Annotated in this window: 23 protein-coding genes and 8 tRNA genes; 12 read left to right on the top strand and 19 right to left on the bottom strand. The window is 72.6% G+C overall.

Annotation, left to right across the window (positions count from 1 at the left end; all coding sequences use genetic code 11):
- Positions 1 to 54: 54 nt before the first annotated feature.
- The 3 genes from ACX9I7_RS10420 to pgsA are packed head-to-tail and all read right to left on the bottom strand — an operon-like array spanning position 55 to position 2,800.
- Entirely contained in the window at positions 55 to 1,215 is a 1,161-nt protein-coding gene (locus tag ACX9I7_RS10420; RefSeq protein ID WP_358622434.1) for a glycosyltransferase family 4 protein, read from the bottom strand.
- Entirely contained in the window at positions 1,212 to 2,141 is a 930-nt protein-coding gene (locus tag ACX9I7_RS10415) for a phosphatidylinositol mannoside acyltransferase (RefSeq protein ID WP_358622432.1), read from the bottom strand. Before ACX9I7_RS10415 ends, ACX9I7_RS10420 begins: the two co-directional genes overlap by 4 nt.
- A complete protein-coding gene (pgsA, locus tag ACX9I7_RS10410; protein ID WP_387576392.1) occupies positions 2,138 to 2,800 on the bottom strand; it encodes a phosphatidylinositol phosphate synthase in 663 nt (220 codons plus the stop codon). The genes ACX9I7_RS10415 and pgsA overlap by 4 nt, the downstream gene beginning before the upstream one ends.
- A gap of 243 nt (positions 2,801 to 3,043) precedes the next feature.
- Between pgsA and ACX9I7_RS10405 the strand changes: the two genes are divergently transcribed.
- Both ACX9I7_RS10405 and ACX9I7_RS10400 read left to right on the top strand, forming a co-directional pair.
- Complete coding sequence (locus ACX9I7_RS10405; RefSeq protein WP_459387131.1) at positions 3,044 to 5,251, top strand: elongation factor G-like protein EF-G2; 2,208 nt, start codon at positions 3,044 to 3,046, stop codon at positions 5,249 to 5,251.
- A 183-nt stretch (positions 5,252 to 5,434) separates the two neighbouring features.
- Positions 5,435 to 7,090 carry a hypothetical protein gene (locus ACX9I7_RS10400; protein WP_240667233.1) on the top strand — a complete coding sequence of 552 codons (1,656 nt, stop codon included), beginning with the start codon at positions 5,435 to 5,437 and terminating at the stop codon, positions 7,088 to 7,090.
- A 51-nt stretch (positions 7,091 to 7,141) separates the two neighbouring features.
- Here the strand turns inward: ACX9I7_RS10400 and ACX9I7_RS10395 are convergent, their stop codons facing one another.
- The 6 genes from ACX9I7_RS10395 to ACX9I7_RS10370 all read right to left on the bottom strand — a co-directional run bounded on the left by ACX9I7_RS10395 (position 7,142) and on the right by ACX9I7_RS10370 (position 13,784).
- Positions 7,142 to 8,431 (bottom strand): YVTN family beta-propeller repeat protein, encoded by a 1,290-nt coding sequence (locus ACX9I7_RS10395; protein ID WP_459387130.1) that lies wholly within the window; start codon positions 8,429 to 8,431, stop codon positions 7,142 to 7,144.
- The gene (locus ACX9I7_RS10390; protein ID WP_459387129.1) at positions 8,428 to 9,240 is read right to left on the bottom strand and encodes a polysaccharide deacetylase family protein; all 813 of its coding nucleotides are present in this window, start codon (positions 9,238 to 9,240) and stop codon (positions 8,428 to 8,430) included. The genes ACX9I7_RS10395 and ACX9I7_RS10390 overlap by 4 nt, the downstream gene beginning before the upstream one ends.
- 77 nt (positions 9,241 to 9,317) lie before the next feature.
- Positions 9,318 to 9,878 carry an HIT family protein gene (locus ACX9I7_RS10385; protein ID WP_387576400.1) on the bottom strand — a complete coding sequence of 187 codons (561 nt, stop codon included), beginning with the start codon at positions 9,876 to 9,878 and terminating at the stop codon, positions 9,318 to 9,320.
- Between the two features lie 58 nt (positions 9,879 to 9,936).
- Positions 9,937 to 11,916 carry a threonine--tRNA ligase gene (gene thrS, locus ACX9I7_RS10380; protein WP_459387128.1) on the bottom strand — a complete coding sequence of 660 codons (1,980 nt, stop codon included), beginning with the start codon at positions 11,914 to 11,916 and terminating at the stop codon, positions 9,937 to 9,939.
- A gap of 102 nt (positions 11,917 to 12,018) precedes the next feature.
- Entirely contained in the window at positions 12,019 to 13,185 is a 1,167-nt protein-coding gene (locus ACX9I7_RS10375; RefSeq protein WP_387576404.1) for a serine/threonine-protein kinase, read from the bottom strand.
- On the bottom strand, positions 13,185 to 13,784 hold the full coding sequence (locus ACX9I7_RS10370; RefSeq protein ID WP_459387127.1) for a DUF4365 domain-containing protein: 600 nt from the start codon (positions 13,782 to 13,784) through the stop codon (positions 13,185 to 13,187). Before ACX9I7_RS10370 ends, ACX9I7_RS10375 begins: the two co-directional genes overlap by 1 nt.
- Positions 13,785 to 13,959: 175 nt before the next feature.
- Between ACX9I7_RS10370 and ACX9I7_RS10365 the strand changes: the two genes are divergently transcribed.
- A complete protein-coding gene (locus ACX9I7_RS10365; protein WP_358218180.1) occupies positions 13,960 to 14,685 on the top strand; it encodes a 3'-5' exonuclease in 726 nt (241 codons plus the stop codon).
- A gap of 87 nt (positions 14,686 to 14,772) precedes the next feature.
- Here the strand turns inward: ACX9I7_RS10365 and ACX9I7_RS10360 are convergent.
- The 4 genes from ACX9I7_RS10360 to ACX9I7_RS10345 all read right to left on the bottom strand — a co-directional run bounded on the left by ACX9I7_RS10360 (position 14,773) and on the right by ACX9I7_RS10345 (position 16,032).
- Positions 14,773 to 14,844 (bottom strand) — tRNA-Val (locus tag ACX9I7_RS10360).
- A gap of 61 nt (positions 14,845 to 14,905) precedes the next feature.
- Positions 14,906 to 15,385: an SRPBCC family protein gene (locus ACX9I7_RS10355; RefSeq protein ID WP_459387126.1), complete on the bottom strand. Its 480-nt coding sequence runs from the start codon at positions 15,383 to 15,385 to the stop codon at positions 14,906 to 14,908.
- 69 nt (positions 15,386 to 15,454) lie between these two features.
- Positions 15,455 to 15,526 (bottom strand) — tRNA-Val (locus ACX9I7_RS10350).
- Positions 15,527 to 15,600: 74 nt separating this feature from the next.
- Complete coding sequence (locus tag ACX9I7_RS10345) at positions 15,601 to 16,032, bottom strand: TIGR02611 family protein (RefSeq protein ID WP_459387125.1); 432 nt, start codon at positions 16,030 to 16,032, stop codon at positions 15,601 to 15,603.
- A gap of 191 nt (positions 16,033 to 16,223) precedes the next feature.
- On the opposite strand from ACX9I7_RS10345, the gene ACX9I7_RS10340 reads away from it, so the two are divergent.
- A complete protein-coding gene (locus tag ACX9I7_RS10340; protein WP_003959770.1) occupies positions 16,224 to 16,637 on the top strand; it encodes an SsgA family sporulation/cell division regulator in 414 nt (137 codons plus the stop codon).
- Positions 16,638 to 16,844: 207 nt separating this feature from the next.
- The gene (locus tag ACX9I7_RS10335; protein WP_358622408.1) at positions 16,845 to 17,378 is read left to right on the top strand and encodes a CGNR zinc finger domain-containing protein; all 534 of its coding nucleotides are present in this window, start codon (positions 16,845 to 16,847) and stop codon (positions 17,376 to 17,378) included.
- A 21-nt stretch (positions 17,379 to 17,399) separates the two neighbouring features.
- On the opposite strand, the gene ACX9I7_RS10330 is transcribed toward ACX9I7_RS10335, so the two are convergent.
- Positions 17,400 to 17,540: a hypothetical protein gene (locus tag ACX9I7_RS10330; protein WP_164737750.1), complete on the bottom strand. Its 141-nt coding sequence runs from the start codon at positions 17,538 to 17,540 to the stop codon at positions 17,400 to 17,402.
- A gap of 79 nt (positions 17,541 to 17,619) precedes the next feature.
- A complete protein-coding gene (locus ACX9I7_RS10325; RefSeq protein ID WP_189453902.1) occupies positions 17,620 to 18,057 on the bottom strand; it encodes a hypothetical protein in 438 nt (145 codons plus the stop codon).
- 167 nt (positions 18,058 to 18,224) lie between these two features.
- On the opposite strand from ACX9I7_RS10325, the gene ACX9I7_RS10320 reads away from it, so the two are divergent.
- The gene (locus ACX9I7_RS10320; RefSeq protein WP_358622404.1) at positions 18,225 to 18,731 is read left to right on the top strand and encodes a DsbA family protein; all 507 of its coding nucleotides are present in this window, start codon (positions 18,225 to 18,227) and stop codon (positions 18,729 to 18,731) included.
- A 147-nt stretch (positions 18,732 to 18,878) separates the two neighbouring features.
- On the opposite strand, the gene ACX9I7_RS10315 is transcribed toward ACX9I7_RS10320, so the two are convergent.
- From ACX9I7_RS10315 to ACX9I7_RS10305, 3 genes are read right to left on the bottom strand one after another with little or no spacing between them, the layout of a single operon-like run.
- The gene (locus tag ACX9I7_RS10315; RefSeq protein WP_459387124.1) at positions 18,879 to 19,700 is read right to left on the bottom strand and encodes a GNAT family N-acetyltransferase; all 822 of its coding nucleotides are present in this window, start codon (positions 19,698 to 19,700) and stop codon (positions 18,879 to 18,881) included.
- 58 nt (positions 19,701 to 19,758) lie between these two features.
- Positions 19,759 to 20,580, bottom strand: coding sequence for an aminotransferase class IV (locus ACX9I7_RS10310; protein WP_459387123.1), 822 nt, complete (start codon positions 20,578 to 20,580; stop codon positions 19,759 to 19,761).
- A complete protein-coding gene (locus tag ACX9I7_RS10305) occupies positions 20,577 to 21,620 on the bottom strand; it encodes a chorismate-binding protein (protein WP_189454249.1) in 1,044 nt (347 codons plus the stop codon). The genes ACX9I7_RS10310 and ACX9I7_RS10305 overlap by 4 nt, the downstream gene beginning before the upstream one ends.
- 230 nt (positions 21,621 to 21,850) lie before the next feature.
- Here ACX9I7_RS10305 and ACX9I7_RS10300 point away from each other — a divergent pair.
- The 6 genes from ACX9I7_RS10300 to ACX9I7_RS10275 all read left to right on the top strand — a co-directional run bounded on the left by ACX9I7_RS10300 (position 21,851) and on the right by ACX9I7_RS10275 (position 22,386).
- A tRNA-Gly gene (locus tag ACX9I7_RS10300) sits at positions 21,851 to 21,923 on the top strand.
- Between the two features lie 35 nt (positions 21,924 to 21,958).
- Positions 21,959 to 22,032, top strand: a tRNA-Cys gene (locus ACX9I7_RS10295).
- A gap of 1 nt (position 22,033) precedes the next feature.
- Positions 22,034 to 22,108 (top strand) — tRNA-Val (locus ACX9I7_RS10290).
- Positions 22,109 to 22,127: 19 nt separating this feature from the next.
- Positions 22,128 to 22,199 (top strand) — tRNA-Val (locus tag ACX9I7_RS10285).
- A 21-nt stretch (positions 22,200 to 22,220) separates the two neighbouring features.
- Positions 22,221 to 22,295, top strand: a tRNA-Val gene (locus tag ACX9I7_RS10280).
- A gap of 19 nt (positions 22,296 to 22,314) precedes the next feature.
- Positions 22,315 to 22,386: transfer RNA gene (locus tag ACX9I7_RS10275), tRNA-Val, on the top strand.
- Positions 22,387 to 22,601: 215 nt separating this feature from the next.
- On the opposite strand, the gene ACX9I7_RS10270 is transcribed toward ACX9I7_RS10275, so the two are convergent.
- Positions 22,602 to 22,820, bottom strand: coding sequence for a hypothetical protein (locus ACX9I7_RS10270; protein WP_387576419.1), 219 nt, complete (start codon positions 22,818 to 22,820; stop codon positions 22,602 to 22,604).
- Positions 22,821 to 23,186: the final 366 nt, after the last annotated feature.

Here is a 23,186-nt window from a genome sequence, read left to right as displayed (position 1 = left end):
AGGGCCGCCCGGCCCACGGGGAGCCCGGCACGCCGGGGCCGCGCGAGGGGGCACTCAGTCCCGCGCCAGCCCGAAGCGGGCGCGAAGGCTGGTGCGTTCGTCCGCGGCGACCGAGGCCGCGCCGGCGGCGACCGTCTCGTAGACGGCCAGAATGTCGGCACCGACGGTCGACCAGTCGAACCGCCGGACGTGCCGGCTCCCCCGCTCGCTCAGCTCCGCCCGCCGGGCGGGGTCCGCCAGCAGCCGCAGGGCCGCGTCGGCGAGGGCGTCCGCGTCCTCGTTGGCGAAGAGCTCGCCGGCCGCTCCCTGGTCCAGGACCTGCGCGAACGCGTCCAGGTCGCTGGCGAGGACGGGCGCCCCGGCGGACAGCGCCTCGACGAGGATGATGCCGAAGGACTCACCGCCGGTGTTGGGGGCCACGTAGAGGTCGACGCTGCGCAGCAGACGGGCTTTTTCCTCGTCGCTGACCATGCCGAGGAATTCGACGTTGCCGCGCATCTCGGGGGGCAGTGTGGCGACGGCCTCCTCCTCGTCGCCGCGGCCGGCGACCAGCAGCCGGGTGTCCGGGCGCTCGGCGAGGATCCTCGGCAGGGCGCGCATCACCACGGGCAGTCCCTTGCGGGGTTCGTCGATGCGGCCGATGAAGCCGATGGTCCCGCCCTGCCACTCGGGCCGGGGCTCGGCGGAGGCGAAGAAGTCCACGTCGACGCCGTTGGGGATGACGACGGCGTCGCCCCCCAGGTGTTCGACCAGCGTGCGGCGGGCGTATTCGCTCACGGCGATCCGGGCGCTGATCTTCTCCAGGGCGGGCTGGAGGATCGGATAGGCCGCGATCATGGCGCGGGAGCGGGGGTTGGAGGTGTGGAAGGTCGCCACGATGGGGCCCTGTGCGGCCCAGCAGGTCAGCAGTCCCAGGGAGGGGGAGGTGGGCTCGTGGATGTGGATGACGTCGAAGTCGCCGTCGTGGAGCCAGCGGCGCACCCGCGCGGCGGAGAGGAAGCCGAAGTTCAGCCGGGCCACGGAGCCGTTGTAGGGCACGGGGACGGCCCGGCCGGCGGAGACGACGAACGGGGGCAGGGGGGTGTCGTCGTCGGCGGGCGCCAGTACCGACACCTCGTGGCCCAGCCGGATGAGGTGCTCGGCCAGGTCCCGGATGTGGAACTGGACGCCACCGGGGACGTCCCAGGAGTACGGGCAGACGATCCCGATCCTCACGGTTTCTCCGTTCCGGAGCTCTCGGCGGGGGGCCGGGGTCGCCGGTCGAGATCGGCGAGCCACAGCCGCTGGAGCATGTGCCAGTCCTGGGGGTGCTCGGCGATGCCGGAGGCGAAGGCGTCGGCCAGTCGCTGGGTCATGGCGGCGGCCTTCTCGGCCCGGGTGCCCGTCGTGGGCACCTCGATGGGTGGGTGGATCCGGCCGCGCATCACCGGGGAGCGGTCGTACCAGAGGGTGGCGGGCAGCAGCACGGCGCCCGTCTGCACGGCCAGCACGGCGGGCCCGGCGGGCATCTTCGCCGGTTCGCCGAAGAAGTCGACCTCTATGCCGGACGAGGACAGATCGCGGTCGGCCACCAGGCAGACCACCCCGCCGGCGCGCAGCCGCCGGGCGAGGGTGCCGAAGGCGCTGCCGCCCGCGTGGGGCAGCACCTCCATACCCAGCCCCTCGCGGTAGGCCACGAAGCGGTCGTAGAGGGTCTCGGGCTTGAGGCGCTCGGCCACGGTGGTGAAGGGCTGGTTCATCGCGGTGGTGAGCCAGGCCCCGGCGAGGTCGTAGTTGCCCATGTGGGGCAGGGCCAGGACGACGCCCCGGCCGGAGGCCAGGGCCTCTTCCAGGTTGTGGCGGTCCTGGGGGGCGAAGCCGGTGCGGACGCGCTCCGCGCTCCAGGAGGGCAGCCGGAAGGACTCCATCCAGTAGCGCATGTAGGAGCGCATACCCGCCCGGGAGAGTTCGGCGAGCCGGCGGGGGTCCGCGTCGGGGACGACCCGGGCGAGGTTGGCCTCCAGGCGCAGCACGCCCTTGCCGCGTCGCTTCCAGGCCAGGTCGGCGATCCGGCGCCCCAGCTCGGCGGCGACGGGTTCGGGCAGCTTCTTGACGGTGCCCCAGCCGAGCCCGTAGAGGGCGTCGGTCAGCCGTTCCCTCACGCGCCCTCGCCCCCGCCGGGGGCCACGGCGGCGTCCGCCTCGGCGGCCTCGCGGCGTACGGTCACCACGCGCTGGATCAGGGTGACCAGGCTGCCGACGGCCACGATCCACAGGGCGATGGGCAACAGGATGTCGATGTGCGGCACGCCGAACTTGTGGAGGCCGGAGAAGCCGCAGGCCACCAGGGAGATCACCAGGCGTTCGGCGCGTTCGACGAGGCCGTTGACGTTGACGGGCAGGCCGATGCTCTCGCCGCGCGCCTTGGTGTAGGAGACCACCTGGCCGCTGGCGAGGCAGAAGATCGCCACCGCGCACAGCAGGGTGTCGTCGCCGCGCCCCGCGTACCAGAGGGCGAGGCCGCCGAAGATGGCCGAGTCGGCGACCCGGTCGAGCGTCGAGTCGAGGAAGGCGCCCCAGCGGCTGGACCGGCCGAGCTGACGGGCCATGTTGCCGTCGACGAGGTCGGAGAAGACGAACAGGGTGATGACGACCGTGCCCCAGAAGAACTCGCCCTGGGGGTAGAAGACCAGCGCCCCCGCCACCACACCACCGGTACCGATGAGGGTCACCGCGTCGGGGCTGACGCCGAGGCGGATGAGCAGGGCGGCGAACGGCGTGAGAACACGCGTGAAGAACGCACGCGCGTACTTGTTCAGCATGGCCTTCCCGGAGGGTCGTGTGCGGGCCGGATGGTCGGAAGGACACCGGCTGGCCCATCGTAGCCAGGCGGCCGGGGGCCGCCGCGCACGCGTCGTACACCTGGCCCATGGCGCAGGTCACGCCCGTCCCCGGCCGGGGCGGCGCCGGCCGGCGGGTTGCGTTCGCGTGTGCGACGTATGGACGCAGCGTGACCACGGTGGAAAGCTCGAAGGACCGCAGGTGTCGACCGGGAGGCGAGACACATGGGCGAGAAGACGAGTACGCATCCAGGGGCCGCCGGCAGGGCCGTGACGGCCGACCGGCCCGGCAACATCCGGAACGTGGTGCTGGTCGGCCACAGTGGCTCCGGCAAGACGACGCTGGTGGAGGCGCTGGCCCTGGCCACCGGCGCGCTCAATCGCGCGGGCCGGGTCGAGGACGGCGCCGCCGTCTCCGACTACGACGAGATCGAGCACCGCCAGCAGCGCTCGGTCCAGCTGTCGCTGGTGCCGGTCGAATGGGCCGGGATCAAGGTCAATCTGCTGGACACACCCGGTTACGCCGATTTCGTCGGCGAGCTGAGGGCCGGTCTGCGCGCGGCGGACGCGGCCCTCTTCGTCGTCTCGGCGGCGGAGGGTGTCGAGGGCATCACCGGGCCGACCCGGATGCTCTGGGAGGAGTGCGCGGCGGTGGGCATGCCGCGCGCGATCGTGGTGACGCACCTGGAGGCGGCGCGGGCGGACTTCGAGGTGATGACGGAGGCCTGCCGTGCCGCCTTCGGCGGCGAGTCCTCCGACAGCGTCCTCCCCCTCTACCTCCCGCACTACGGCCGGGAGGGCGGGGACGGTCACCGCCCGGTGACGGGCCTGACCGGGCTGCTCACCCGGCGGGTGTTCGACTACTCCTCCGGTGCCCGGACCGAGGCCGATCCCGGCGCCGAGGCGCTGCCCGGCATCGAGGAGGCCCGTAACCGCCTCATCGAGGGGATCATCGCCGAGAGCGAGGACGAGACCCTCATGGACCGCTATCTCGGCGGTGAGGAGATCGACGTCAAGACGCTGATCGAGGATCTGGAGCGGGCCGTGGCGCGCGGCAGCTTCCATCCCGTGCTGGCCGCGGCCCCCGCCGCCGACGGCGCCCGCCAGGGCCTGGGCACCGTGGAGCTGCTGGAGCTGGTCACCGGCGGCTTCCCCACGCCCACCGAGCGGGCGGTCCCCGCCGTCACCACGCCCGGCGGCGCGGCGCGTCCGGCGCTGGCCTGCGATCCCGACGGCCCGCTCGCCGCGGAAGTGATCAAGACCGCTTCGGACCCGTACGTCGGCAGGATCTCCCTGGTGCGGGTCTTCTCCGGCACCCTGCGCCCCGACGAGACCGTGCACGTCTCGGGCCACGGGCTGGAGGACCGGGGGCACGAGGCCCATGACGTGGACGAGCGGCTCGGCGCGATCTCCTCGCCGTTCGGCAAGCAGCAGCGCCAGCTCGCCCAGGCCATCGCCGGGGACATCGCCTGCGTGGCCAAGCTCGCCAGCGCCGAGACCGGCGACACCCTCTCCGGCCGGGCCGACCCGCTGCTGATGGAGCCCTGGCTGATGCCCGACCCGCTGCTGCCCGTCGCCATCCAGGCGCACAGCAAGGCGGACGAGGACAAGCTCTCCCAGGGCCTGGCCCGGCTGGTCGCCGAGGACCCCACGATGCGGCTGGAGCACAACCAGCACACCCGCCAGGTCGTCCTGTGGTGTCTGGGCGAGGCCCATCGCGACGTGGCCCTGGAGCGGCTGCGCACCCGGTACGGCGTCCAGGTCGACGTGGTGCCCCACAAGGTCTCGCTGCGGGAGACCTTCGGCACCCGGGCCGCCGGCCGCGGCCGGCACGTCAAACAGTCCGGCGGCCACGGCCAGTACGCCATCTGCGAGATCGAGGTCGAGCCGCTGCCCGGCGGCTCCGGCATCGAGTTCGTCGACAAGGTCGTGGGCGGCGCGGTGCCGCGCCAGTTCATCCCCTCGGTGGAGAAGGGCGTCCGCGCCCAGGCCGCCAAGGGGGTCGCCGCCGGGTATCCGCTGGTCGACGTGCGGGTGACCCTCGTCGACGGCAAGGCCCACTCGGTGGACTCCTCGGACGCCGCCTTCCAGACCGCCGGCGCCCTGGCCCTGCGCGAGGCCGCCGCCGAGGCTCGCATCCATCTCCTGGAGCCGGTCGCGGACCTCCAGGTGCTCGTCTCCGACGAGTACGTGGGCCCCGTGATGAGCGATCTGTCCGGGCGGCGCGGCCGCGTCGTCGGCACCGAGCAGTCCGGCTCGGGCCGCACCCTCGTCCGCGCCGAGGTCCCGGAGATCGAGATCGGCCGGTACGCGGTGGACCTGCGCTCGCTCTCCCACGGCACCGGGCGGTTCAGCCGCTCCTACGCCCGGCACGAGCCGATGCCCCCGCAGGCCGCCGAGCGGATCCGCGAACAGGCGGAGAACGGGGCATAGTTCGCGAGCCGCCCGTATCAACTCGCCGGGTACGGGCGGCTTTCCGACACTGGCGGCTTTCCGATCTCCCACGACAGCCGGCACCCCGTCCCGTTACGCTGAGCACGCGGCTCATGACACAAGCGGTGGGCGGCAGTCGGGAGCACACCGGCGCACCGGACGCGCACGGTATTGGGGGCGGCAGTGGCAGCAGGGGATCCGTACGACTTCAGCCCGGGAGCGCAGGTCCCGGTCTCCGGCGGCGCCGGGGCGACAGCGGCGACCCAGGCCCTGGCCTCGGCCGCCTACCGGGACGGCCCGGTCGACGAACTGCTCAAGGCCAATTCCGACTGGGCCACCTCGGAGGTGAAGAAGGCCCGGATCTCCCTGTTCGAGCCCAATCTCGGCGAGGCCTTCGCGCGCGCCGTGCAGGGCCGGATGCTCGGCGGCGGGCGCAAGCCCATCATCCAGTCCTTCGGCCTGGAGCCGCAGGTGATCGTCGAGCACTGCCTGGCCGCGTCCCGCATCCGCAAGCAGCGCGACGCCCGGCTCACCTTCATCATGGTGGTCTTCGGGCTGCTGTTCCTGCCCGGTGTGCTGCTCTGGCTCGGCGCGTTCCAGCTGCGCCGCACCCTCGCCGGCTCCCAGGACAGGCGCGTCGGGGCGCTCGGCACCGCGCTACTGGTGGGCATCGCGGTGGTCGTCGCGATCCTCCTGGTCAAGCTGCCGTTCAGCGGCTTCCTCTATCTCTATGTCCGCGCGATGGTCATAGCCCCCCTCGTCGGCGGCTTCTGGGCGAAGATCGTCTGCGAGCGCACGGCCAAGGACCTCCGCGAGCGCTGGACCGGTCTCCTCGACGGCGGCACCGTCGCCGCCAAGATCCCCGAGGCCGTGCCCTCGACGCCCGGCGAGAGCGCCGCCGAGCAGCTCCGGCTGAACCTCGCGAAGCTCTCCGCCGAGCAGCGCAGCAACATCGCCTTCTACGCCGGCCCCAAGGGCATCCTCGGGATGGGCACCCGCTGGGGCAGCTGGCAGCTGGCCGAGGATCTCGTCCCCGCCGAGCCGGGGAAGGACATCAACCCCTTCCGCAGCTGGGACATCGTCCGCGCGGTGCACGACCAGCTCAAGCTGCTGGAGCGCACCCCCATCAACACCGGCGGCCTCACCCCGCCCCAGGTCGAGCACTGGGTGGTCTCCCCCATCGGCGAGGGCGCGGGCGCCGTGTCCCGCCCCGGCGGCACCGACGCGTCCTTCCAGATAAGGGGCTCCCAGCTCCAGGAGATCTGCGACAAGCAGCACTTCGGCAGCGGCGACCGCCACTACCTCGGCGTCCAGTTCGTCCTCTGGGACGGCCAGCTGGTCATCACCCTGCTCGTCAATGTCACCGTTCTCCACAAGACGCTGCGCATCGAGGTCACCGGCCACGCCCTCGGCCCCACCCACTCCCTCTTCAACGGCCGACCCAAGAACCGCACCCAGACCTTCAAGAAGGGCCTGAAGTTCTGGGACACCTACACCCGCACCCTCCCCGTCGTCGAGCCCCGGGAGGTCGTCCGGCTCGCCGCCCGGGCGCCGCTGACCTGGTACCCGCCGCTGCTGGAGTACTGGGGCGGCAAGCTGGTGCTGCCCGAGCCCTTCGGGCTGCGCCACGCCTGGGCCGACAAGCCCTGGCGGCACCGCTTCATGGCGGACGACGCCCTGCGCGCGGCCACCCCGGTGCTGCGCGTCGTCCATGAGGCGACGCTCCGCGTCCTCGCCGACAACGGCGTCGACACCACCCGCTTCGCCAGCCGCGCGGGCAACCTCAGCGGCGCGATCCAGGACCCGACGCCCCGTCAGGCCGACGTCTACAACGCCTGACGGGACGCCCCCGAGGAGCCTCGCCGGGGCGCACCGGCCGTGATCACGTGACTAGCGGAAGATCCCGGTGTGCCCCAGCGAGTAGCGGCCGGGCTGGGGATAGACGGCCAGGCCGTGCGGCCCGTCGCCCACCTTGATCCGGGCGATCTGGTGGCCGTCGGTGGTGTCGATCGCGTACACCTCGCTGTTGTAGCGCCCCGAGAGCCACAGCACCTTGCCGTCGGCCGACACCCCGCCCATGTCCGGGCTGCCGCCGTCGGGCAGCTCCCACTTCTTGACCAGTTTGCGGCTGGGCAGGTCCAGCACCGAGATCGAGCCCTCGCCCCGGTTGGAGATGTACAGGGACTTGGAGTCCCGGCTCACATAGAGGCCGTGGGCGCCCTTGCCGGTGGGCATCAGCCAGGGCTCGGTGAACTTGTCCCCGTCCAGCACCCACACACCGTCGGCGATCATGTCGGCGATGTACCAGGTCTTCCCGTCCGAGGAGATCTTCACGTCCTGGGGCATGGCCCCGTCGAAGGGCAGCTTCTGCTTGTCGATCACCTTCATCCTGGCCGTGTCGACCTTCAGCAGCTCGCCCGAGAACTCGCAGGAGACGATGAAGTACCGGCCGTCCGGGGAGAAGTCCGCGTGGTTGACCCCGAGACAGTCCACGTGTTCCGTCTTCATCCGCTTCATGGTGTGCGCGTCCCGGAAGACCAGCTCGCGGTCCATGGACGCCATCACCACGGCGTACTTCCCGTCGGGCGTGAAGTAGAGGTTGTACGGGTCGTGGACGTCGACCGTCTTGCCCGCCTTGCCGGTGGCCGGGTCGATGGGGGTGAGCGTGTGCCCCCGGTCGTTGTTGACCCAGAGCGTCTTGAGGTCCCAGGAGGGCACGACGTGCTGCGGCTGGTTGCCCACCGGGATGGTCTCGATGACCTTGTACGTCTTGGGGTCGATGACGCTGACCGTGTCGGACTCCGTGTTCGGTACGTACACCCGCGACGGGAAGTCCTTGACCACCGGGGACAGGGCGTTCGGCCGGTCCGCCGCGTAGAGGTCGTCGGGATCCAGCAGCGGGGGCATGCCCGGCAGCCCCTCGGGCACGCCCCGGGCGGCGCCCTGGCGGTGCGCACCCGGCGCGGGGCGCTCGGCGGGGGCGCGGTCGTCGCCTCCCCCGCAGCCGGCGGCCAGCAGGGCGCAGCAGGCGGTGAGCAGAACGGCCGCGCGCGGCCTTCCCGGACGGGAGACGCGCGGCCTTCCCGAGCGGGATCGCGCGGAGCGGGCGGGCGGGCGGAGGCGCCGGAGGAGAGAGCCGGACCGGAGGCGTCGAGGACGGTGATGCGGGGTGCGGTTCATCGTGTCAGCAGCTCCGTAGTCGTCACCGCGCGCAGACCGCGGCGGTGCAGGCCGTCGAGGATCGCGGGCAGCGCGGCCACCGTGCCGGCGTGCCCGAAGTGCAGACTGACGACCGACCCTGGCCGTACCGCGCCCAATACGGTACGCCGGACCGCCTCGGCGCCGGGGTCGGTGAAGTCGAGGGAGTCCACGTCGTACGACAGGATGTGGGGGTATCCGGCCTGGCGTGCCAGCCGTACGACCTGGTCGGTGGCGCGCCGGGCGCGGGACGGCCGGAACCAGCGGCCGATGCCGCCGGTCAGTCTGCGCAGCCGGTCGGCGCACTCGGTGATCTCGGCGTAGGCGGCCTTCGCGGGCATCGAGCAGACGCTCAGGTGCCGCATGGTGTGGTTGCCCAGCTCGTGCCCGCCGTCGAGCACCCTGCGGGCCATCCGGGGCTCGGCGTCCAGCCAGTCGCCGACGGCGAGCACCGTCACCCGGGCGCCGGCCCGCTCGGCCTCCGCGAGCAGGGCGGTCGCCGACTTCGCGTCGCCCCTGCCGTGGAAGGTGAGCGCGACCGCCTGGCCCCGCCGGGAGCCGTGCTCGATCTGCGCGGGCAGGCCGGCCGGCAGCGCGGGCAGCAGCAGCGGGGGCCCCGGCAGCGCGGGGGCCCGGGCCGCCGCGCCCCCGCCTGTGCCCCGCGGCGTGGCGGAGGGCGGCCCGGCGGCCGTCCGGTCCCCGCCGCAGCCCGCGGCGGCGGTCCCGGCGGCCCCAGCCAGAGCGCTGCCCGCGGCCGCGCGCAGCACGGTGCGACGGTGAAGGAAGGTCACCGTCCTATTAGAGCTTCTTCCATAAGAACTGGTGTGATTTGCCCGTTTTCGTCGCGGGGCGTGTCCCTGGCGACCGGTCAGACGGTCGGCCAGACGTCGGCGAGCATCTTGCGGGTGTCGGCCAGCAGTTGCGGCAGCACCTTGGTGTGGCCCACGACCGGCATGAAGTTGGTGTCCCCGCCCCAGCGCGGCACGAGGTGCTGGTGCAGATGGGCGGCGATGCCGGCGCCGGCGGTCGAGCCCTGGTTCATGCCGATGTTGAAGCCGTGGGCGCCCGAGGCCGTGCGCAGCGCGCGCATCGCGCGCTTGGTGAACGCCGCGAGCTCGGCGGTCTCCGCCTCGTCCAGCTCCGTGTAGTCGGCGACGTGCCGGAAGGGGACGACCATGAGGTGCCCGCCGTTGTACGGGTACAGGTTGAGCACGGCGTAGACGAGCTCGCCCCGGGCGACGATCAGTCCGTCCTCGTCGCTCTTGGCCGGGATCGAGCAGAACGGGCAGCCGTCGCCGGCCCCCGGGCCGGTCGGCTTGTTCTCCCCCTGGATGTACGCCATCCGGTGGGGTGTCCACAGGCGCTGAAAGGCGTCCGGCGCCCCCACTCCGAACTGCTGCTCCGGCTCACTCGTCATGGTGTGAAGCATATGGGCCCCGGAGCGTCGGTGACGCTCCGGGGCCCATGCGGTCCGGCCGGTCCCGGGATCAGACCTGGACTCGGTCCTCGACGGCCTTCACGATCTTCGCGATGGCCTCGTCGCGCGGGATGCCGTTCTCCTGCGAACCGTCCCGGTAGCGGAAGGAGACGGTGCCCGCGTTCATGTCGTCGTCACCGACGATGATCATGAAGGGGACCTTCAGCTTCTGGTGGTTACGGATCTTCTTCTGCATCCGGTCGGACGAGGCGTCGACCTCGACCCGCAGGCCCGCCTTCGCCGCGTCGGCGGCGAACTCCCGCAGGTACCCCACGTGCGTGTCGCCGACCGGGATGCCGACCGCCTGCACGGGGGCCAGCCACGCCGGGAAGGCGCCCGCGTAGTGCTCCAGCAGCACGCCGAAGAACCGCTCGATGGAGCCGAACAGCGCGCGGTGGAGCATGACGGGCTGCTGGCGGGAGCCGTCCGCCGCGGTGTACTCCAGGCCGAAGCGCTTGGGCTGGTTGAAGTCCACCTGGAGGGTCGACATCTGCCAGGAGCGGCCGATGGCGTCCTTCGCCTGGACGGAGATCTTCGGGCCGTAGTAGGCGGCGCCGCCCGGGTCGGGGACGAGCGGGAGGCCCTGCTTCTCGGCGGCCTGGCGGAGCGCCTCGGTGGCCTCCTCCCAGTCCTCGTCCGAGCCGATGAACTTGTCCGACTCGGGGTCGCGGGTGGACAGCTCCAGCTCGAACTCGTTCAGGCCGTAGTCGCGCAGCAGGTCCAGGACGAAGGTCAGGAGCGTGTCCAGCTCCTCCGGCATCTGCTCCTTGGTGCAGTAGATGTGGGAGTCGTCCTGGGTGAAGCCGCGGGAGCGGGTCAGGCCGTGGACCACGCCGGACTTCTCGTAGCGGTAGACCGTGCCGAACTCGAAGAGACGCAGCGGCAACTCACGGTAGGAACGCCCGCGCGACTTGAAGATCAAGTTGTGCATCGGGCAGTTCATGGCCTTCAGGCGGTAGTTCTGCCCGTCGAACTCGATGGGCGGGAACATGCCCTCCGCGTAGTGGGGGAGGTGCCCGGAGGTCTCGAAGAGCTGCTCCTTCGAGAGGTGCGGGGTGTTCACGAACTCGTAGCCCGCGTCCACGTGCCGCTGGCGGGAGTAGTCCTCCATCACCTTGCGGATCACGCCGCCCTTGGGGTGGAAGACCGCGAGGCCGGGGCCCAGCTCGTCCGGGAAGGAGAACAGGTCCAGCTCGGTGCCGAGCTTGCGGTGGTCGCGCTTCTCAGCCTCGGCGAGGAACTCCAGGTACGCCTTGAGCTCGTCCTTCGTCGGCCACGCGGTGCCGTAGATGCGCTGGAGCTGCGGGTTCTTCTCGCTGCCCCGCCAGTACGCGGCGGCCTGGCGCATCAGCTTGAAGGCCGGGACGAATCGGGTGGTGGGCAGGTGGGGACCCCGGCAGAGGTCCTTCCAGCACAGCTCGCCGGTCTTGGCGTCCAGGTTGTCGTAGATGGTCAGCTCGCCGGCGCCCACCTCGACGTCCGCGCCGTCGTCGTGCGAGGCGGAGCCCTTGAGGCCGATCAGCTCCAGCTTGTACGGCTCGTCGGCCAGCTCCTCGCGGGCGGCCTCGTCGGTGACCACCCGGCGGGAGAACTTCTGCCCGCGCTTGATGATCTCCTGCATCTTCTTCTCGATGAGCTTGAGGTCATCGGGGTGGAAGGGCTTCTCGACGTCGAAGTCGTAGTAGAAGCCGTCCTTGACCGGCGGGCCGATGCCCAGCTTGGCCTCGGGGAAGAGCTCCTGCACGGCCTGGGCCATGACGTGCGCGGTCGAGTGGCGCAGGATGTTCAGGCCGTCCTGGGAGGTGACCTCGACGGGCTCGATCTCCTCGCCGTCCGCGACGACGTACGCCAGGTCCTTCAGCTCGCCCGCGACCCGCGCGGCGACGACGGTGCGCTCACCGGAGAAGAGGTCGGCGGCCGTGGTGCCCGTCGTCACCACGCGCTCTTCCCGCTCGGAATCGCGTTGGATGATCACACGGACGTCTGACACCGGTCTCTCCTGACATCTGGGGCGCCGCAGCGGACGCTGCGCGCCTGAATCGTACCGAGCCCGGCCTGGTGGTCGCTAAACGGTTATCGCTCGCCAGGCGGGCTAATCGGCGTCGCGCCGCTCCCCGAAGAGGTCGAGGTTCTCCTGGAGGTGCTTCAGCAGCCGGTCCCGCTCCGCCTCGTCCACCTGGACGGGCAGGACGCCCCGGGCCTCGGCCAGCCGCCGGAAGCCGCCCCGGCTCTCCAGCCGCCCGTCGACGGTGACGGGCACCCCGGCCAGGTGGGCGTGGCCGGCGACCCGGTAGTCCTCCTCGTCGAGGGCGATCCGCACCTGGGCGACATCGGCCCCGGCCAGCACCCTCAGCCGCACCACACCCGCGCCGCCGGGCGTCTCCCGCCGCATCCGCACCACCGTCCCGGTAAGGCGCACGGGCACCGAGGGCTCGTCGCGGACGTAGCGGGCCCCGGCCTCCCGCAGGGCGGGCAGATCGCCGGGCGAGAACTCCACCGGCTCGGGCCGGGCGGCGAAGCCCTCCGGCGTCCCCGCCGCGGGCGCCCACTCCACCGCGATCCGGATCCCCTCGGAGCCGCCGACCAGGGTGGCCAGGGCCTGGGTGAGTTCCTGGCAGACCCCGGCCTCCACGGCGGCGTCGAAGGCGTCCATCCGGCCAGTGGCGCGCCGGTAGTCGGTGGCGTCCCGGGCCGCCTGGAGCGCCCTGAGCAGCGCGCCGACCAGCGCGCGGCCGCCCTCGGGGGGCCCGTCGACGGGCACGAACGCGGCGAGCTCCCGGCCGCCGGCGGCGGGCCCGGCGAGCACGGCGGCCAGGGCCGCCTCGGCCTGCCGGCGGCGCCGGGCGCCGTGGAAGGCGGCCCGGCCCCCGGCGGTCTGGGCGGCGGCCAGCAGCATGGCGCGTGCCCCGGTGCGCAGCCGTTCCTGGGCGCCCCACGCGGCGGCCGGGGCCCGGGGCTCGGCGACCTCCCGCGACCAGCGGATCTCGTCGCTGGGCAGCCGCAGGGCGACGAGGATGTCGCGGGCGGACGGCACGGCGCAGCGCTCCAGCGCGGTGAGGGCCTCGGCGAGGAGATCGGCGCTGTCGGGATAGGCGCGACTCTCGGGCACGAGGAGGCTGGTGCCGGGCCCGTCGGGGGGCGTCCAGCGGCCGTAGCGGCCGGGCTCTCCCCCGCGCCGCCGCCAGCCGTGGCGGGCGAGCAGGGCGCCGAGGACGGCGGGGTCGGGGTGGTGCGGCGCATCTTCGGTCGGCCGGTGCATCAGGGTCTCCCTCCCGCCCCGACCCGGGCCATGATCTCGCAGAGCGCTCGGTCGTCGAAGACCCGCGAGGTCGGGATCCGCACGGTGGTCCGGCTCCTGCCGGTCACGGGGTGGCCGGCGAGGTTGGTCCAGTAGCAGCAGTGGCGCAGCGCGAGGTGGTCGTGGCCGGCCCGCAGCCAGTCCTCCGGGGCCCGGGGCACGATCATCACGACGAGGATCTTGTGGACCGAGACGGGGGTGCGGGCCAGCTTGACCAGGTGGGCGTTGTCGAGAGTGAAGCCGAACGTCCCGGGCGCTGACCGGCCCGGCGGGCCGGGCAGCCGGGGGGCCAGCTGGTAGGTGCACTTGAGCTGCACCTTGATGGTGACCTCGTCGTCGGCCTCGTGGCCGGGGGCGCTGTGGCTGACGTGCCAGTCGATGCCGTTGTCGGGGAAGGGCTGGGCGAGGGAGCAGCCCGCGGCCGCCGCGACGGCGTGGAGGTAGCCGATCTGGAGGGTCTCCATGCACGCGGTCGTGGCGAGGGTGCCGCGCCGGGCCGTGAGCGGCCCGGCGGGCGGGCGGGTCACGGGGGCGGCCGGGTCGGGCTGAGCGAGCGCCATGTCCGAAAAACCTTCCGGGCTCGCCGGTGCTGGGTGCGTAAAGGGTCGTACATCTGTGTTGTCTCCACGCGAACTCACCGGCAAACAGGGGCGGTTCGGGTACGGGGATGCCCGGGTATCACCTGGCGGGGAGGGGAAACACGCCATGTGTCGGACAAGGGCGAGGAGTTGTGCCATGCCGTGCTGGTTCGAGGGGCCGCTCGCGGCCTTCGACACCGAGACGACCGGGGTGGACGTGGAGCAGGACCGGATCGTCTCGGCGGCCTTCGTGACGCAGTCGCAGGCGGGGGCGGCGCCGGTCATCACCCGGTGGCTGGTGAATCCGGGGGTTCCCGTGCCGGAGGAGGCCACCGCGATCCACGGGCTGGACGAGGAACATCTGCAACGGCACGGCCGGTGGCCGGCGCCGGTGATGGAGGAGGTGGCCCGGGCCCTGGCGGGCCACGCGGCGCGCGGGATACCCCTGGCGGTGATGAACGCGCCGTTCGACCTGACGATGCTGGACCGGGAGTTGCGGCGGCACCGGGCGTCGTCGCTGGCCGGCTATCTGGGGGGCGCCGCGCTGTGCGTGCTGGACCCCTGGGTGCTGGACAAGCACCTGGACCGCTACCGCAAGGGCCGCCGCACCCTTTCGGACCTGTGCCGGCAGTACGGGGTGGAGCTGACGGGCGCCCATGACGCGGCGGCGGACGCGGCGGCCACGCTGGAGGTCGTCCGGGCGGTGGGGCGGCGGTTCGCCTCGCGGCTGGAGCGGCTGAGCCCGCCGGAGCTCCACACCCGGCAGGCGGTGTGGCACGCGGCGCAGGCGCGCGGGCTGCAGGCGTGGTTCGCGCGCAACGGCTCCGAGGAGCAGTGCGATCCCGCGTGGCCGCTCCGGCCGGAGCTGACGGCGGCGGCGTGAGACACGGGACCCCCGGGAGCGGGACCACGGCCGGGCGACAACGCGGAAGGCCGGTCCGTCACTTGACGGACCGGCCTTCCGGTGATGTGGGCGATACTGGGATCGAACCAGTGACCTCTTCGGTGTGAACGAAGCGCTCTCCCGCTGAGCTAATCGCCCGGGAGTCGCACCGGGTTCCCCCGGCGACGCACTGAACAATACAGGTCGCGGCGGCCGTCCTTCAAATCCCCGGGTCCCGGCGCTCCAGCAGGGCCCGCAGGCCACGGCGGCCGGCGCGCATCATCCAGGCGTGGTTGACGAGGAAGAGGGGGCGGCCGGGGAGGGCGAGGCGGCGCATCAGGGGTTTGCGGACGTCGACGTCCTGCTCGAAGCGGGCGACGCTGCCGCCGGCGCCGTCGGAGCGGATCGTCCAGCGGGCCCAGCCTTCGAGATCGCCGGTCATCACGATCTCCAGGATCCCGGCGGCGGGGTCGCGCCGGCTCTCCCGGGCGGCGATCACGAGCTCGTAGGGCAGCAGGGAGCGGAAGCGCACGGTGCCGCTGATGTCGTCGGCGCCCTCGACGCGACGGACCTGGGGCCACCAGGCGGGGTAGCCCTCCGCGTCCGCCAGCACGGCGTAGACGGCGTCCGGCGGCGCGGGCAGGGCCCACGCGTCACGGAAGCGGTAGTGGTGGACGGAGGGCGTGCGACGACGCGGCATGCCTGCCAGGGCATACGAAAAACCGAGGGTCCGCAAGGGGTGAACCTCGCGGACCCTCGGTCCGTTACGTGGGCGATACTGGGATCGAACCAGTGACCTCTTCGGTGTGAACGAAGCGCTCTCCCGCTGAGCTAATCGCCCGGGCGCACCGCAAACATTACCGCATGTCAGACGGTGCTCCGAACCGCGCGTACCTGGTCAGGGGCGCGGCCGGGTCAGTCGCCGGCCCGCCACGGCATCCGGAGCCCGCACTGGGCGACGTACGCGGCCACGAGCCCGGCGACGATCACCAGCCCGGTGACGGTGAGGGCGATGTTGCGGCGGCGCACCCGGGGGTCGAGCGCGCGCCGGGCCGCCTCGGTGACCTTGCGCCTGGTCCAGCGGAGCACCAGCTGGGCCCAGACGAACTCGGTGGCCCAGATCGCCATGCCGGCGAAGATCACCAGCCAGCCGGGGCCGGGCAGGGGCAGCATCACGATCCCCGCGACGACCACCGCCAGCCCGACGACGAAGACGCCGGCCTGCCAGCTCAGATGCAGGGCCCTGGAGCGCCGGACGAAGTGCGGGGCCCGGGAGCCGAGCCGCTCCCGGTCGGTGCCGGAGCCCTCGGCCCCGGCGGCGGTCCGCTGGTCACTCTCCGCGTTCATACGAACCAACGTACCGGAAAGTCCGGAACTCACCGGTTCGGCGGTACCGGCGCCGGAACGACTCGGCCGTCCGAGGTATCCGAACAGTCTCAAAACGGTCAGAGGGGTTTACAACGGCACCGTAGGTGGCATGTCGATTTCGCCGACGTGCGAATCCCCGAGCGCACACTGAGCGAAAGGCCCTGGCGCTTATGAACACCACGGTCAGCTGCGAGCTGCACCTGCGCCTCGTTGTGTCGAGCGAATCCTCACTGCCTGTTCCCGCAGGCCTGCGGTACGACACGGCCGATCCGTATGCCGTGCACGCCACCTTCCACACCGGAGCCGAAGAGACCGTCGAGTGGGTCTTCGCCCGGGACCTGCTCGCGGAGGGCCTCCACCGGCCCACCGGCACCGGCGACGTCCGTGTGTGGCCATCCCGCAGCCACGGACAGGGCGTCGTCTGCATCGCGCTGAGTTCGCCGGAGGGCGAGGCCCTCCTGGAGGCCCCGGCGCGCGCCCTGGAGTCGTTCCTGAAGCGGACCGACGCCGCCGTCCCACCGGGCACCGAACACCGTCACTTCGATCTGGACACGGAGCTCTCGCACATCCTGGCCGAGAGCTGACGTCACCGACCGGAGTGACCTGAGCGCGCCGGCCCACTCGGGGAGGCCGCGCGCCACATGTCCCGTCCCCACCGGGGCACGACACCGCGCCGTCACCGTGGAACCACCACGGGCGACGGCGCTGTCGCGCTCCGGAGCCGCTAAAGTCCCTCCCCGCGGTCGAACACTTGCCGCCTTCGTCCGTCCGGCCAGGGGAGCGAACGACCCGTGCTGATCAATCACGACACCCGGCGCACGCTCGACAGCGTCGTCGATCTGCTGAACACCGACCTCGACGGTCTGCCCGCGCTGCGGGGGTTCGCCGAGCGGCACGAGATCAACGGCATCGGCGCGCTCGGGGAACAGGACCTGGCGGCCGTGCGCTCCATACGCGACCGGCTCACCCAGGTGTTCGACGCCCCGGCGGCACCGACCGCGGCGGGGCTGCTCAACGCCCTGGTCGCCGAGGCGGGCACGACGCCCCGGCTGACCGACCACGACGGCCACCCCTGGCACGTCCACTACTTCGCGCCCGGCGCCTCGCTCGCCGAGCACCTCGCGGCGGACGGCGGCATGGCGCTGGCCTTCCTGCTGGTGGAGGGCGAGCTGGAGCGGCTGCGGCGCTGCGCGGCACCGGGCTGCGGACGCGCCTTCGTCGACCTCTCCCGCAATCGCTCACGGCGCTACTGCGACGGCCGCACCTGCGGCAACCGTCTGCACGTCGCCGCCTACCGGGCCCGCCGCCGGGAGGCCGGGGACTGACCGCCCGGCGGCCGCGGCGCGTCACCAGCGATACAGGTCGTGCACGGCGGTCAGCAGGATCAGCGTCCCGACAAAGGCCAGGAAGAACATCAGCGGCGGTTGGGACAGCGCGAACAGACAGCCGCGCGGTTCATCGGTGATCTCGGCCGGTTCGTCGTTCATCTCCGGGAGATCATGGCGCAGCGCCGCTGCCCACACTCACCAACTGTTCACTCATGCGAGGGAGTTCGGCGGAAGTTCGTCAGATTCCGTGTTTCTTCAGTATCGCTTCGATATCGGAGAAGTCCTCGTCACCCGACGCGCCGGAGGCACCCGAGGCGGGCTTCCTCCGGCGTGCGGGCCCGAGCGAGGGCGCGGAGGCGGCGGGTGCCACGACCTCACGGCCCGGGGCGCCGGCGGCGGCCCGGCGCCCCTCACGACCGCCGGCCCGGCGGTCGGCCGCCCGCCCGGCCAGGAAGAGCAGGGCCGACAGCGCCAGCACGCCGAAGCCCGCCCACACGGTCGGCTTGAGGACCAGCCCCGTGAGCCAGTCGACGACGCCCGTCATCACCAGCCCGACGGGGATGAGCGACCACGCCGCCAGGCGGATCGCGGCGCGGAAGCGCTTGCGGTACGCCGTCACCAGGGCGATGCCCAGGCCTGCGGCGGACACCGCGGCGCATACGGTCGAGGTCAGCATCCGGGTCCTCCCGCCGGTGACGTCCTTTCGCCTTCCATCGTGCACCGGACGTCCCCGGAACGGCCACGAACGGGCCCGGGATCCGGGAGATCTCCGGGTCACCCCGAGCCCGTCTCCTCCCCGGGGCCGAGACGGCACCCCTCACCGCGGGCTGAAAGACTGGCCCCATGAGCGATTCCGACATCTCCCCCGCCGTGCTCGACGTCTGGTGCGAGCTCCAGTGCCCCGACTGCCACCAGGCCCTCGACGACATCCGGGCGCTGCGCGCCCGCTACGGCGACCGGCTGGAGATCCGGCTGCGGCACTTCCCGCTGGAGAAGCACAAGCACTCCTACGCGGCGGCGCAGGCCGCCGAGGAGGCGGCCGAGCAGGGCAAGGGCTGGGAGTACGCGGAGGCCGTGCTGGCGCGGACCGAGGAGCTCGGCGCCCGGGGCGAGCAGGTGCTGGTCGCGGTCGCGAAGGAGCTGGGCCTGGACGCCGAGGAGGTCGACACCGCGCTCATCGACGGCCGGCACATGCTGATCGTGGACGCCGACCAGGCCGAGGGCAAGGCGATCGGCGTGACCGGCACGCCCACGTACGTCATCGGCGGCGAGCGGCTGGACGGCGGCAAGACCCAGGAGGGTCTTCGCGAGCGGATCGAGGAGATCGCGGACCGCCTCCTGGCGGGCTGAGCCCCCTAGGGGCGCGGGGAACTGCGCGACCAGCCACATGCGGCCCGCAGCCGACTCGGACCGGTTCCTCGCCGCTTGGCGACGGTCGTCCGCCGACCGCGGGCCGTTCCTGGCTGGTCGCGCGGTTCCCCGCGCCCCTGACGGGGTTCACAGCAGCGGCTTGTACAGGTGATAGTGCGTCGGCTCGTAGCCGAGCGACTCGTACAGCCGCAGGGCCGCGACGTTGCCCGCGAACACGTTGAGCCCGATCGTGCGGGCCCCCGCCGCCAGGGCCTCGCGCTCGGCGAGCCGCATCAGGGCGCGCCCGTGGCCCCGCCCCCGGAAGGGCTCGCCGACCTCGACGTCGAAGACGAAGGCCCCCGTCTCGCGCAGCATCACCCAGAGCGTGCCGATGTCCACCCCGTCATGGGCGAGGACGCGGAAGACCGCACCGGGGCTGGCCGACCCCAGCGGCAGCGCCGAGGCGTGGTCGTGGTCGGCCTTCGCCTCGGCCATCTCCCGGGGGACGCCCCGGTCGACCCAGTCCTGGACGTAGCCGGCCTTGGAGGCCGTCTGCCACCGCTCGAAGTCGTCCTCGTCCATGGGCCGGGCCGCACTGCCCGCCGGAAGGCCGGGGTCGTCGGTCAGTCGCTTGGCCATGGTGCGGGAGCGTTCCGTGTAGCCGAGCGCGCCCACCAGGCCCAGGGCGGCCGTGGCGTCCGCCGGGACGGACACCGCCACCTGTCCGCAGCCCCAGCCGCGCAGCACCTCCTCGGCGGCCAGCAGGGCGACCGTGCCGCGCCCCCGGTGGCGGTCGCGCTCGTCGACGGCGAGCCGGGCGATCCTGCCGAAGGACGGGCCGAAGCAGGCGTCGGTGGCGAGGTCGATCCTGCCGACGGGCCTGCTGTTGACGCAGATGTCGTAGGAGCGGGACCTCCGGCCGTCCGGGTCTCGTCGTTCGGGCGCGGTGGGGCGCAGCGTGGTGGTCACGGTGGTGTTGTACCGGGCCCCGGCCGCTCCGTCATCCGCCTTTCGCCGATTGAGGGGGCTACGGATCGATGTCCGCGGCCGAGCGCTCCTCGAAGATCCGCATCGTCTTGGCCGTCACCGGGCCCGGGGCGCCGGGCAGTTGACGGCCGTCGAGGGCGCGGACGGCCTGGACGTCGCGGAGGGAGGAGGTCAGGAAGACCTCCTCGGCACGCTCCAGGACGTCGAAGGGCAGCTCGGTCTCCTCGGCGCCGGCCCACTCGACGACGAGGGCCCGGGTGATGCCGGGCAGGCAGCCGGAGGAGAGCGCCGGGGTGTGGAGCTCGCCGTCGAGGACGACGAAGACGTTGGAGCCGGTGCCCTCGCAGAGCGCGCCGACGGTGTTGGCGAACAGCGCCTCGGTGGCGCCGTGGGCGCGGGCGTGGGCGAGGGCGACGACGTTCTCCGCGTACGAGGTCGACTTGGCGCCGGCGAGGGCGCCGCGCTCGTTGCGGGTCCAGGGGACGGTGACGGCGGCCGTGACGGGGGCGGGGGCCGTTTGCTCGGCGAGGGCGACGACGAGGGTGGGCCGGGCTTCGCCGCGGTCGGAGCCGAGGGGGGCGATGCCGCCGGTGTAGGTGACGCGGAGCCTGCCCAGCGGCATGCGGTTGGCCGTCAGGACCGCCGCGCAGGCCCGGTGGACCTCATCGAGGTCGGGCTCGGGCAGGCCCAGGAGGCGGGCCGAGGAGGCGAGCCGGGCCAGATGGCGGGTCAGGGCGAAGGCTTCGCCGTCGGTCGCCTTGAGGGTCTCGAAGACGCCGTCGCCGACCGTGAGTCCGTGGTCGAACACCGACACGCGCGCGCTGTCCGCGTCGCGAAGCGCGCCGTCGCTCCAGATGATCACCGTTCCGTCCCTCCTGCCGGCTGGTGTGTGCCCGACGCTATCGCGAGGAGGCGGGCGGCCTTGAGTTCCGTCTCGGCCCACTCGCGCTCGGGATCGGAGCCCCAGGTGATGCCCGCGCCCGTGCCGAAGCGCAGCACCGGGCCGCCGGTGGCCGTGCGGTCGATCCAGAAGGTGCGGATGCCCACCGCGAGCTCGCCGGTGCCCCGGTCGGCGTCCACCCAGCCGATGCCCCCGCAGTAGGGGCCGCGGGGCGCGGTCTCCAGCGCCTCGATGATCCGCAGGGCGCTGCTCTTGGGGGCGCCGGTGACCGAGCCGGGCGGGAAGGTGGCGGCGAGCAGCTCGGGCCAGCCCGCTCCCCCGTCGAGCTCGCCGCGCACGGTGGAGACGAGGTGGACGAGGCCGGGGTGGGGTTCGACGGCGCAGAGCTCGGGGACGGTCACCGATCCGGTGGCGCAGACGCGGCCGAGGTCGTTGCGGACCAGGTCCACGATCATCACGTTCTCGGCGTGGTCCTTCTCCAGCAGGTCGGCGGCGGTGCGGCCGGTGCCCTTGATGGGGCCGGACGTGACCGTCGTGCCCTCGCGGCGCAGATAGAGCTCGGGGGAGGCGGTGGCCACCTCGATGCCGTGGGCGGGCAGCCGGACCGTGCCCGCGTAGGGGGCGGGGTTGCCGCGGGCCAGCAGGGCGGTGAGGGCGTCGACGTCGGCGCGGTCCGCGTCGGGCAGCGGCGCGCTCAGTACGCGGCAGAGGTTTGCCTGGTAGACCTCGCCGGCCGCGATGTGCTCGCGGACGCGCCGGACGCCCGCGATGTAGCCGTCGCGGTCCAGGGAGCTGGTCCAGGTGTCGGGGGCGGGGCCGCGCCAGGAGGCGCCCGCCTCGGGGCCGGGCGCGGGGGCGGGGCGTACGTCGCCGAAGCGGGCGCAGTACAGCGCTCCCTCGAAGTCGGCGACGACGGCCCACCAGCCGGTGGATTCCAGGGCCGCCGGGTCGGTGGTGACGTCGCGCAGGTCGGTGGCGAGGAGGCCGCCGAAGCGAGCCATCGGGGAGGGCGTCGGGAGGAGGCTGTGCACGTCATCGAGTCTATGGCGGGGCCCTCCGGCGGCCTCCGGGCGACGGCCGGACGACGTCCCCGGGAACGATCAGCGCAGCATGCTGGGCAAACGGAATTTGAGCTGGCGCCGGAATCCGCTAAAGTTCAACACGTCGCCGGGACGCGGAAGCGAAACGGCGGAGAGCAGCTCCCGGGTGAAACCCCTGGGAGAGGCCAAATGCGGACGTAGCTCAGTTGGTAGAGCACCACCTTGCCAAGGTGGATGTCGCGAGTTCGAGTCTCGTCGTCCGCTCGAGTTGGGGGATCTTCCCGAACCCCCGCACTCCTGGTGGAGTGGCCGAGAGGCGAGGCAACGGCCTGCAAAGCCGTCTACACGGGTTCAAATCCCGTCTCCACCTCCAAGGACGATTAGCTCAGCGGGAGAGCGCTTCCCTGACACGGAAGAGGTCACTGGTTCAATCCCAGTATCGTCCACCAGGTCCGCACGGACCTTCCCGCGCGATTAGCTCAGCGGGAGAGCGCTTCCCTGACACGGAAGAGGTCACTGGTTCAATCCCAGTATCGCGCACGCAGCACACAGCACCATCCCGGACGATTAGCTCAGCGGGAGAGCGCTTCCCTGACACGGAAGAGGTCACTGGTTCAATCCCAGTATCGTCCACCAGGTCCCCATGGACCTTCCCGCGCGATTAGCTCAGCGGGAGAGCGCTTCCCTGACACGGAAGAGGTCACTGGTTCAATCCCAGTATCGCGCACACGACCGGCCGGGGCCGGAGTTCGAAAGAGCTCCGGCCCCGGCTGTTTTGCTGGCTTCCGACCTGGCCCTGACCTGGCTCTGACCTGCGAAAACGCGACGGCCGGGTACCTCCCCAGGTACCCGGCCGTCGTGCCGTCCGCCGCACCCCCGTCCCCACGGGGTTATGGCCGGTCCGCCCGGCCCGGGCCGCTCTCCCGGGCGCTGTGGGCCGTTTCAGTGCCCCAGCAGTCCGGCCACGGACGACGCCTGAGTGACGACGGCGTCCCAGCCGCCGAAGACGACGGCGAGGAGCACCGCCAGCGGCAGCACCATGGCCGCCGCGACCAGCGGGTGCCGCGTGGGCGAGGGACGGTCGCCGAAGACGTCCATGACCTGGTGGGCCGGTGCCCGGCCGGACGTCCGGCGGGCCGTGCGCCCCGCGATGTCCGCCACCGCCCCGCTCCTCTCCCGCTCGTCGTTCGTGAAGGAGCGGCGGGCACCTGACCTCGGGGGACGAGTATGCGTACCCGCCGCTCGCCATCCAATCTAGGCGCGGCGCCCGGGCCGGTCGTCATGCCCTCGTACCCCTTCGGCGTTCTCCGGGAGGATGACGCCGGGCGGCCCTGGCTACTCCCACGGGTGGAGAACAACGGCCCCGGACCCAGGGTCTTCCCCCAGGGGGCGCCCCCGGGTGACTTCCCTCACTTCCCGCCCGTCCCGGTGGGTCGCCCGTGCGGCCCTCCCCCCGGCCCCCTCCCCCGCCGCGTCATACGTTCGGGTCATGCCCCGGGCGGGCGGCCTCCGCCCCGCCGGGCCACC

The sequence above is a fragment of the Streptomyces sp. L500 genome (genome assembly GCF_054551825.1).
Note: the sequence above shows the minus strand (reverse complement) of the source record. Positions and strands in the feature narration are given on the sequence as shown.

Excerpts from the sequence above, each read along its gene's own strand:
- ACX9I7_RS10330 (WP_164737750.1), bottom strand. The coding sequence starts at position 17,540 with ATGAACGACGAACCGGCCGAGATCACCGATGAACCGCGCGGCTGTCTG.
- ACX9I7_RS10395 (WP_459387130.1), bottom strand. The coding sequence starts at position 8,431 with ATGAACCGCACCCCGCATCACCGTCCTCGACGCCTCCGGTCCGGCTCT.
- ACX9I7_RS10345 (WP_459387125.1), bottom strand. The coding sequence starts at position 16,032 with ATGAACGCGGAGAGTGACCAGCGGACCGCCGCCGGGGCCGAGGGCTCC.
- ACX9I7_RS10325 (WP_189453902.1), bottom strand. The coding sequence starts at position 18,057 with ATGCTGACCTCGACCGTATGCGCCGCGGTGTCCGCCGCAGGCCTGGGC.
- ACX9I7_RS10405 (WP_459387131.1), top strand. The coding sequence starts at position 3,044 with ATGGGCGAGAAGACGAGTACGCATCCAGGGGCCGCCGGCAGGGCCGTG.
- pgsA (WP_387576392.1), bottom strand. The coding sequence starts at position 2,800 with ATGCTGAACAAGTACGCGCGTGCGTTCTTCACGCGTGTTCTCACGCCG.
- ACX9I7_RS10355 (WP_459387126.1), bottom strand. The coding sequence starts at position 15,385 with ATGCCGCGTCGTCGCACGCCCTCCGTCCACCACTACCGCTTCCGTGAC.
- ACX9I7_RS10305 (WP_189454249.1), bottom strand. The coding sequence starts at position 21,620 with ATGGCTCGCTTCGGCGGCCTCCTCGCCACCGACCTGCGCGACGTCACC.
- ACX9I7_RS10385 (WP_387576400.1), bottom strand. The coding sequence starts at position 9,878 with ATGCTTCACACCATGACGAGTGAGCCGGAGCAGCAGTTCGGAGTGGGG.
- ACX9I7_RS10320 (WP_358622404.1), top strand. The coding sequence starts at position 18,225 with ATGAGCGATTCCGACATCTCCCCCGCCGTGCTCGACGTCTGGTGCGAG.
- ACX9I7_RS10375 (WP_387576404.1), bottom strand. The coding sequence starts at position 13,185 with ATGCACCGGCCGACCGAAGATGCGCCGCACCACCCCGACCCCGCCGTC.
- ACX9I7_RS10370 (WP_459387127.1), bottom strand. The coding sequence starts at position 13,784 with ATGGCGCTCGCTCAGCCCGACCCGGCCGCCCCCGTGACCCGCCCGCCC.
- ACX9I7_RS10365 (WP_358218180.1), top strand. The coding sequence starts at position 13,960 with ATGCCGTGCTGGTTCGAGGGGCCGCTCGCGGCCTTCGACACCGAGACG.
- ACX9I7_RS10340 (WP_003959770.1), top strand. The coding sequence starts at position 16,224 with ATGAACACCACGGTCAGCTGCGAGCTGCACCTGCGCCTCGTTGTGTCG.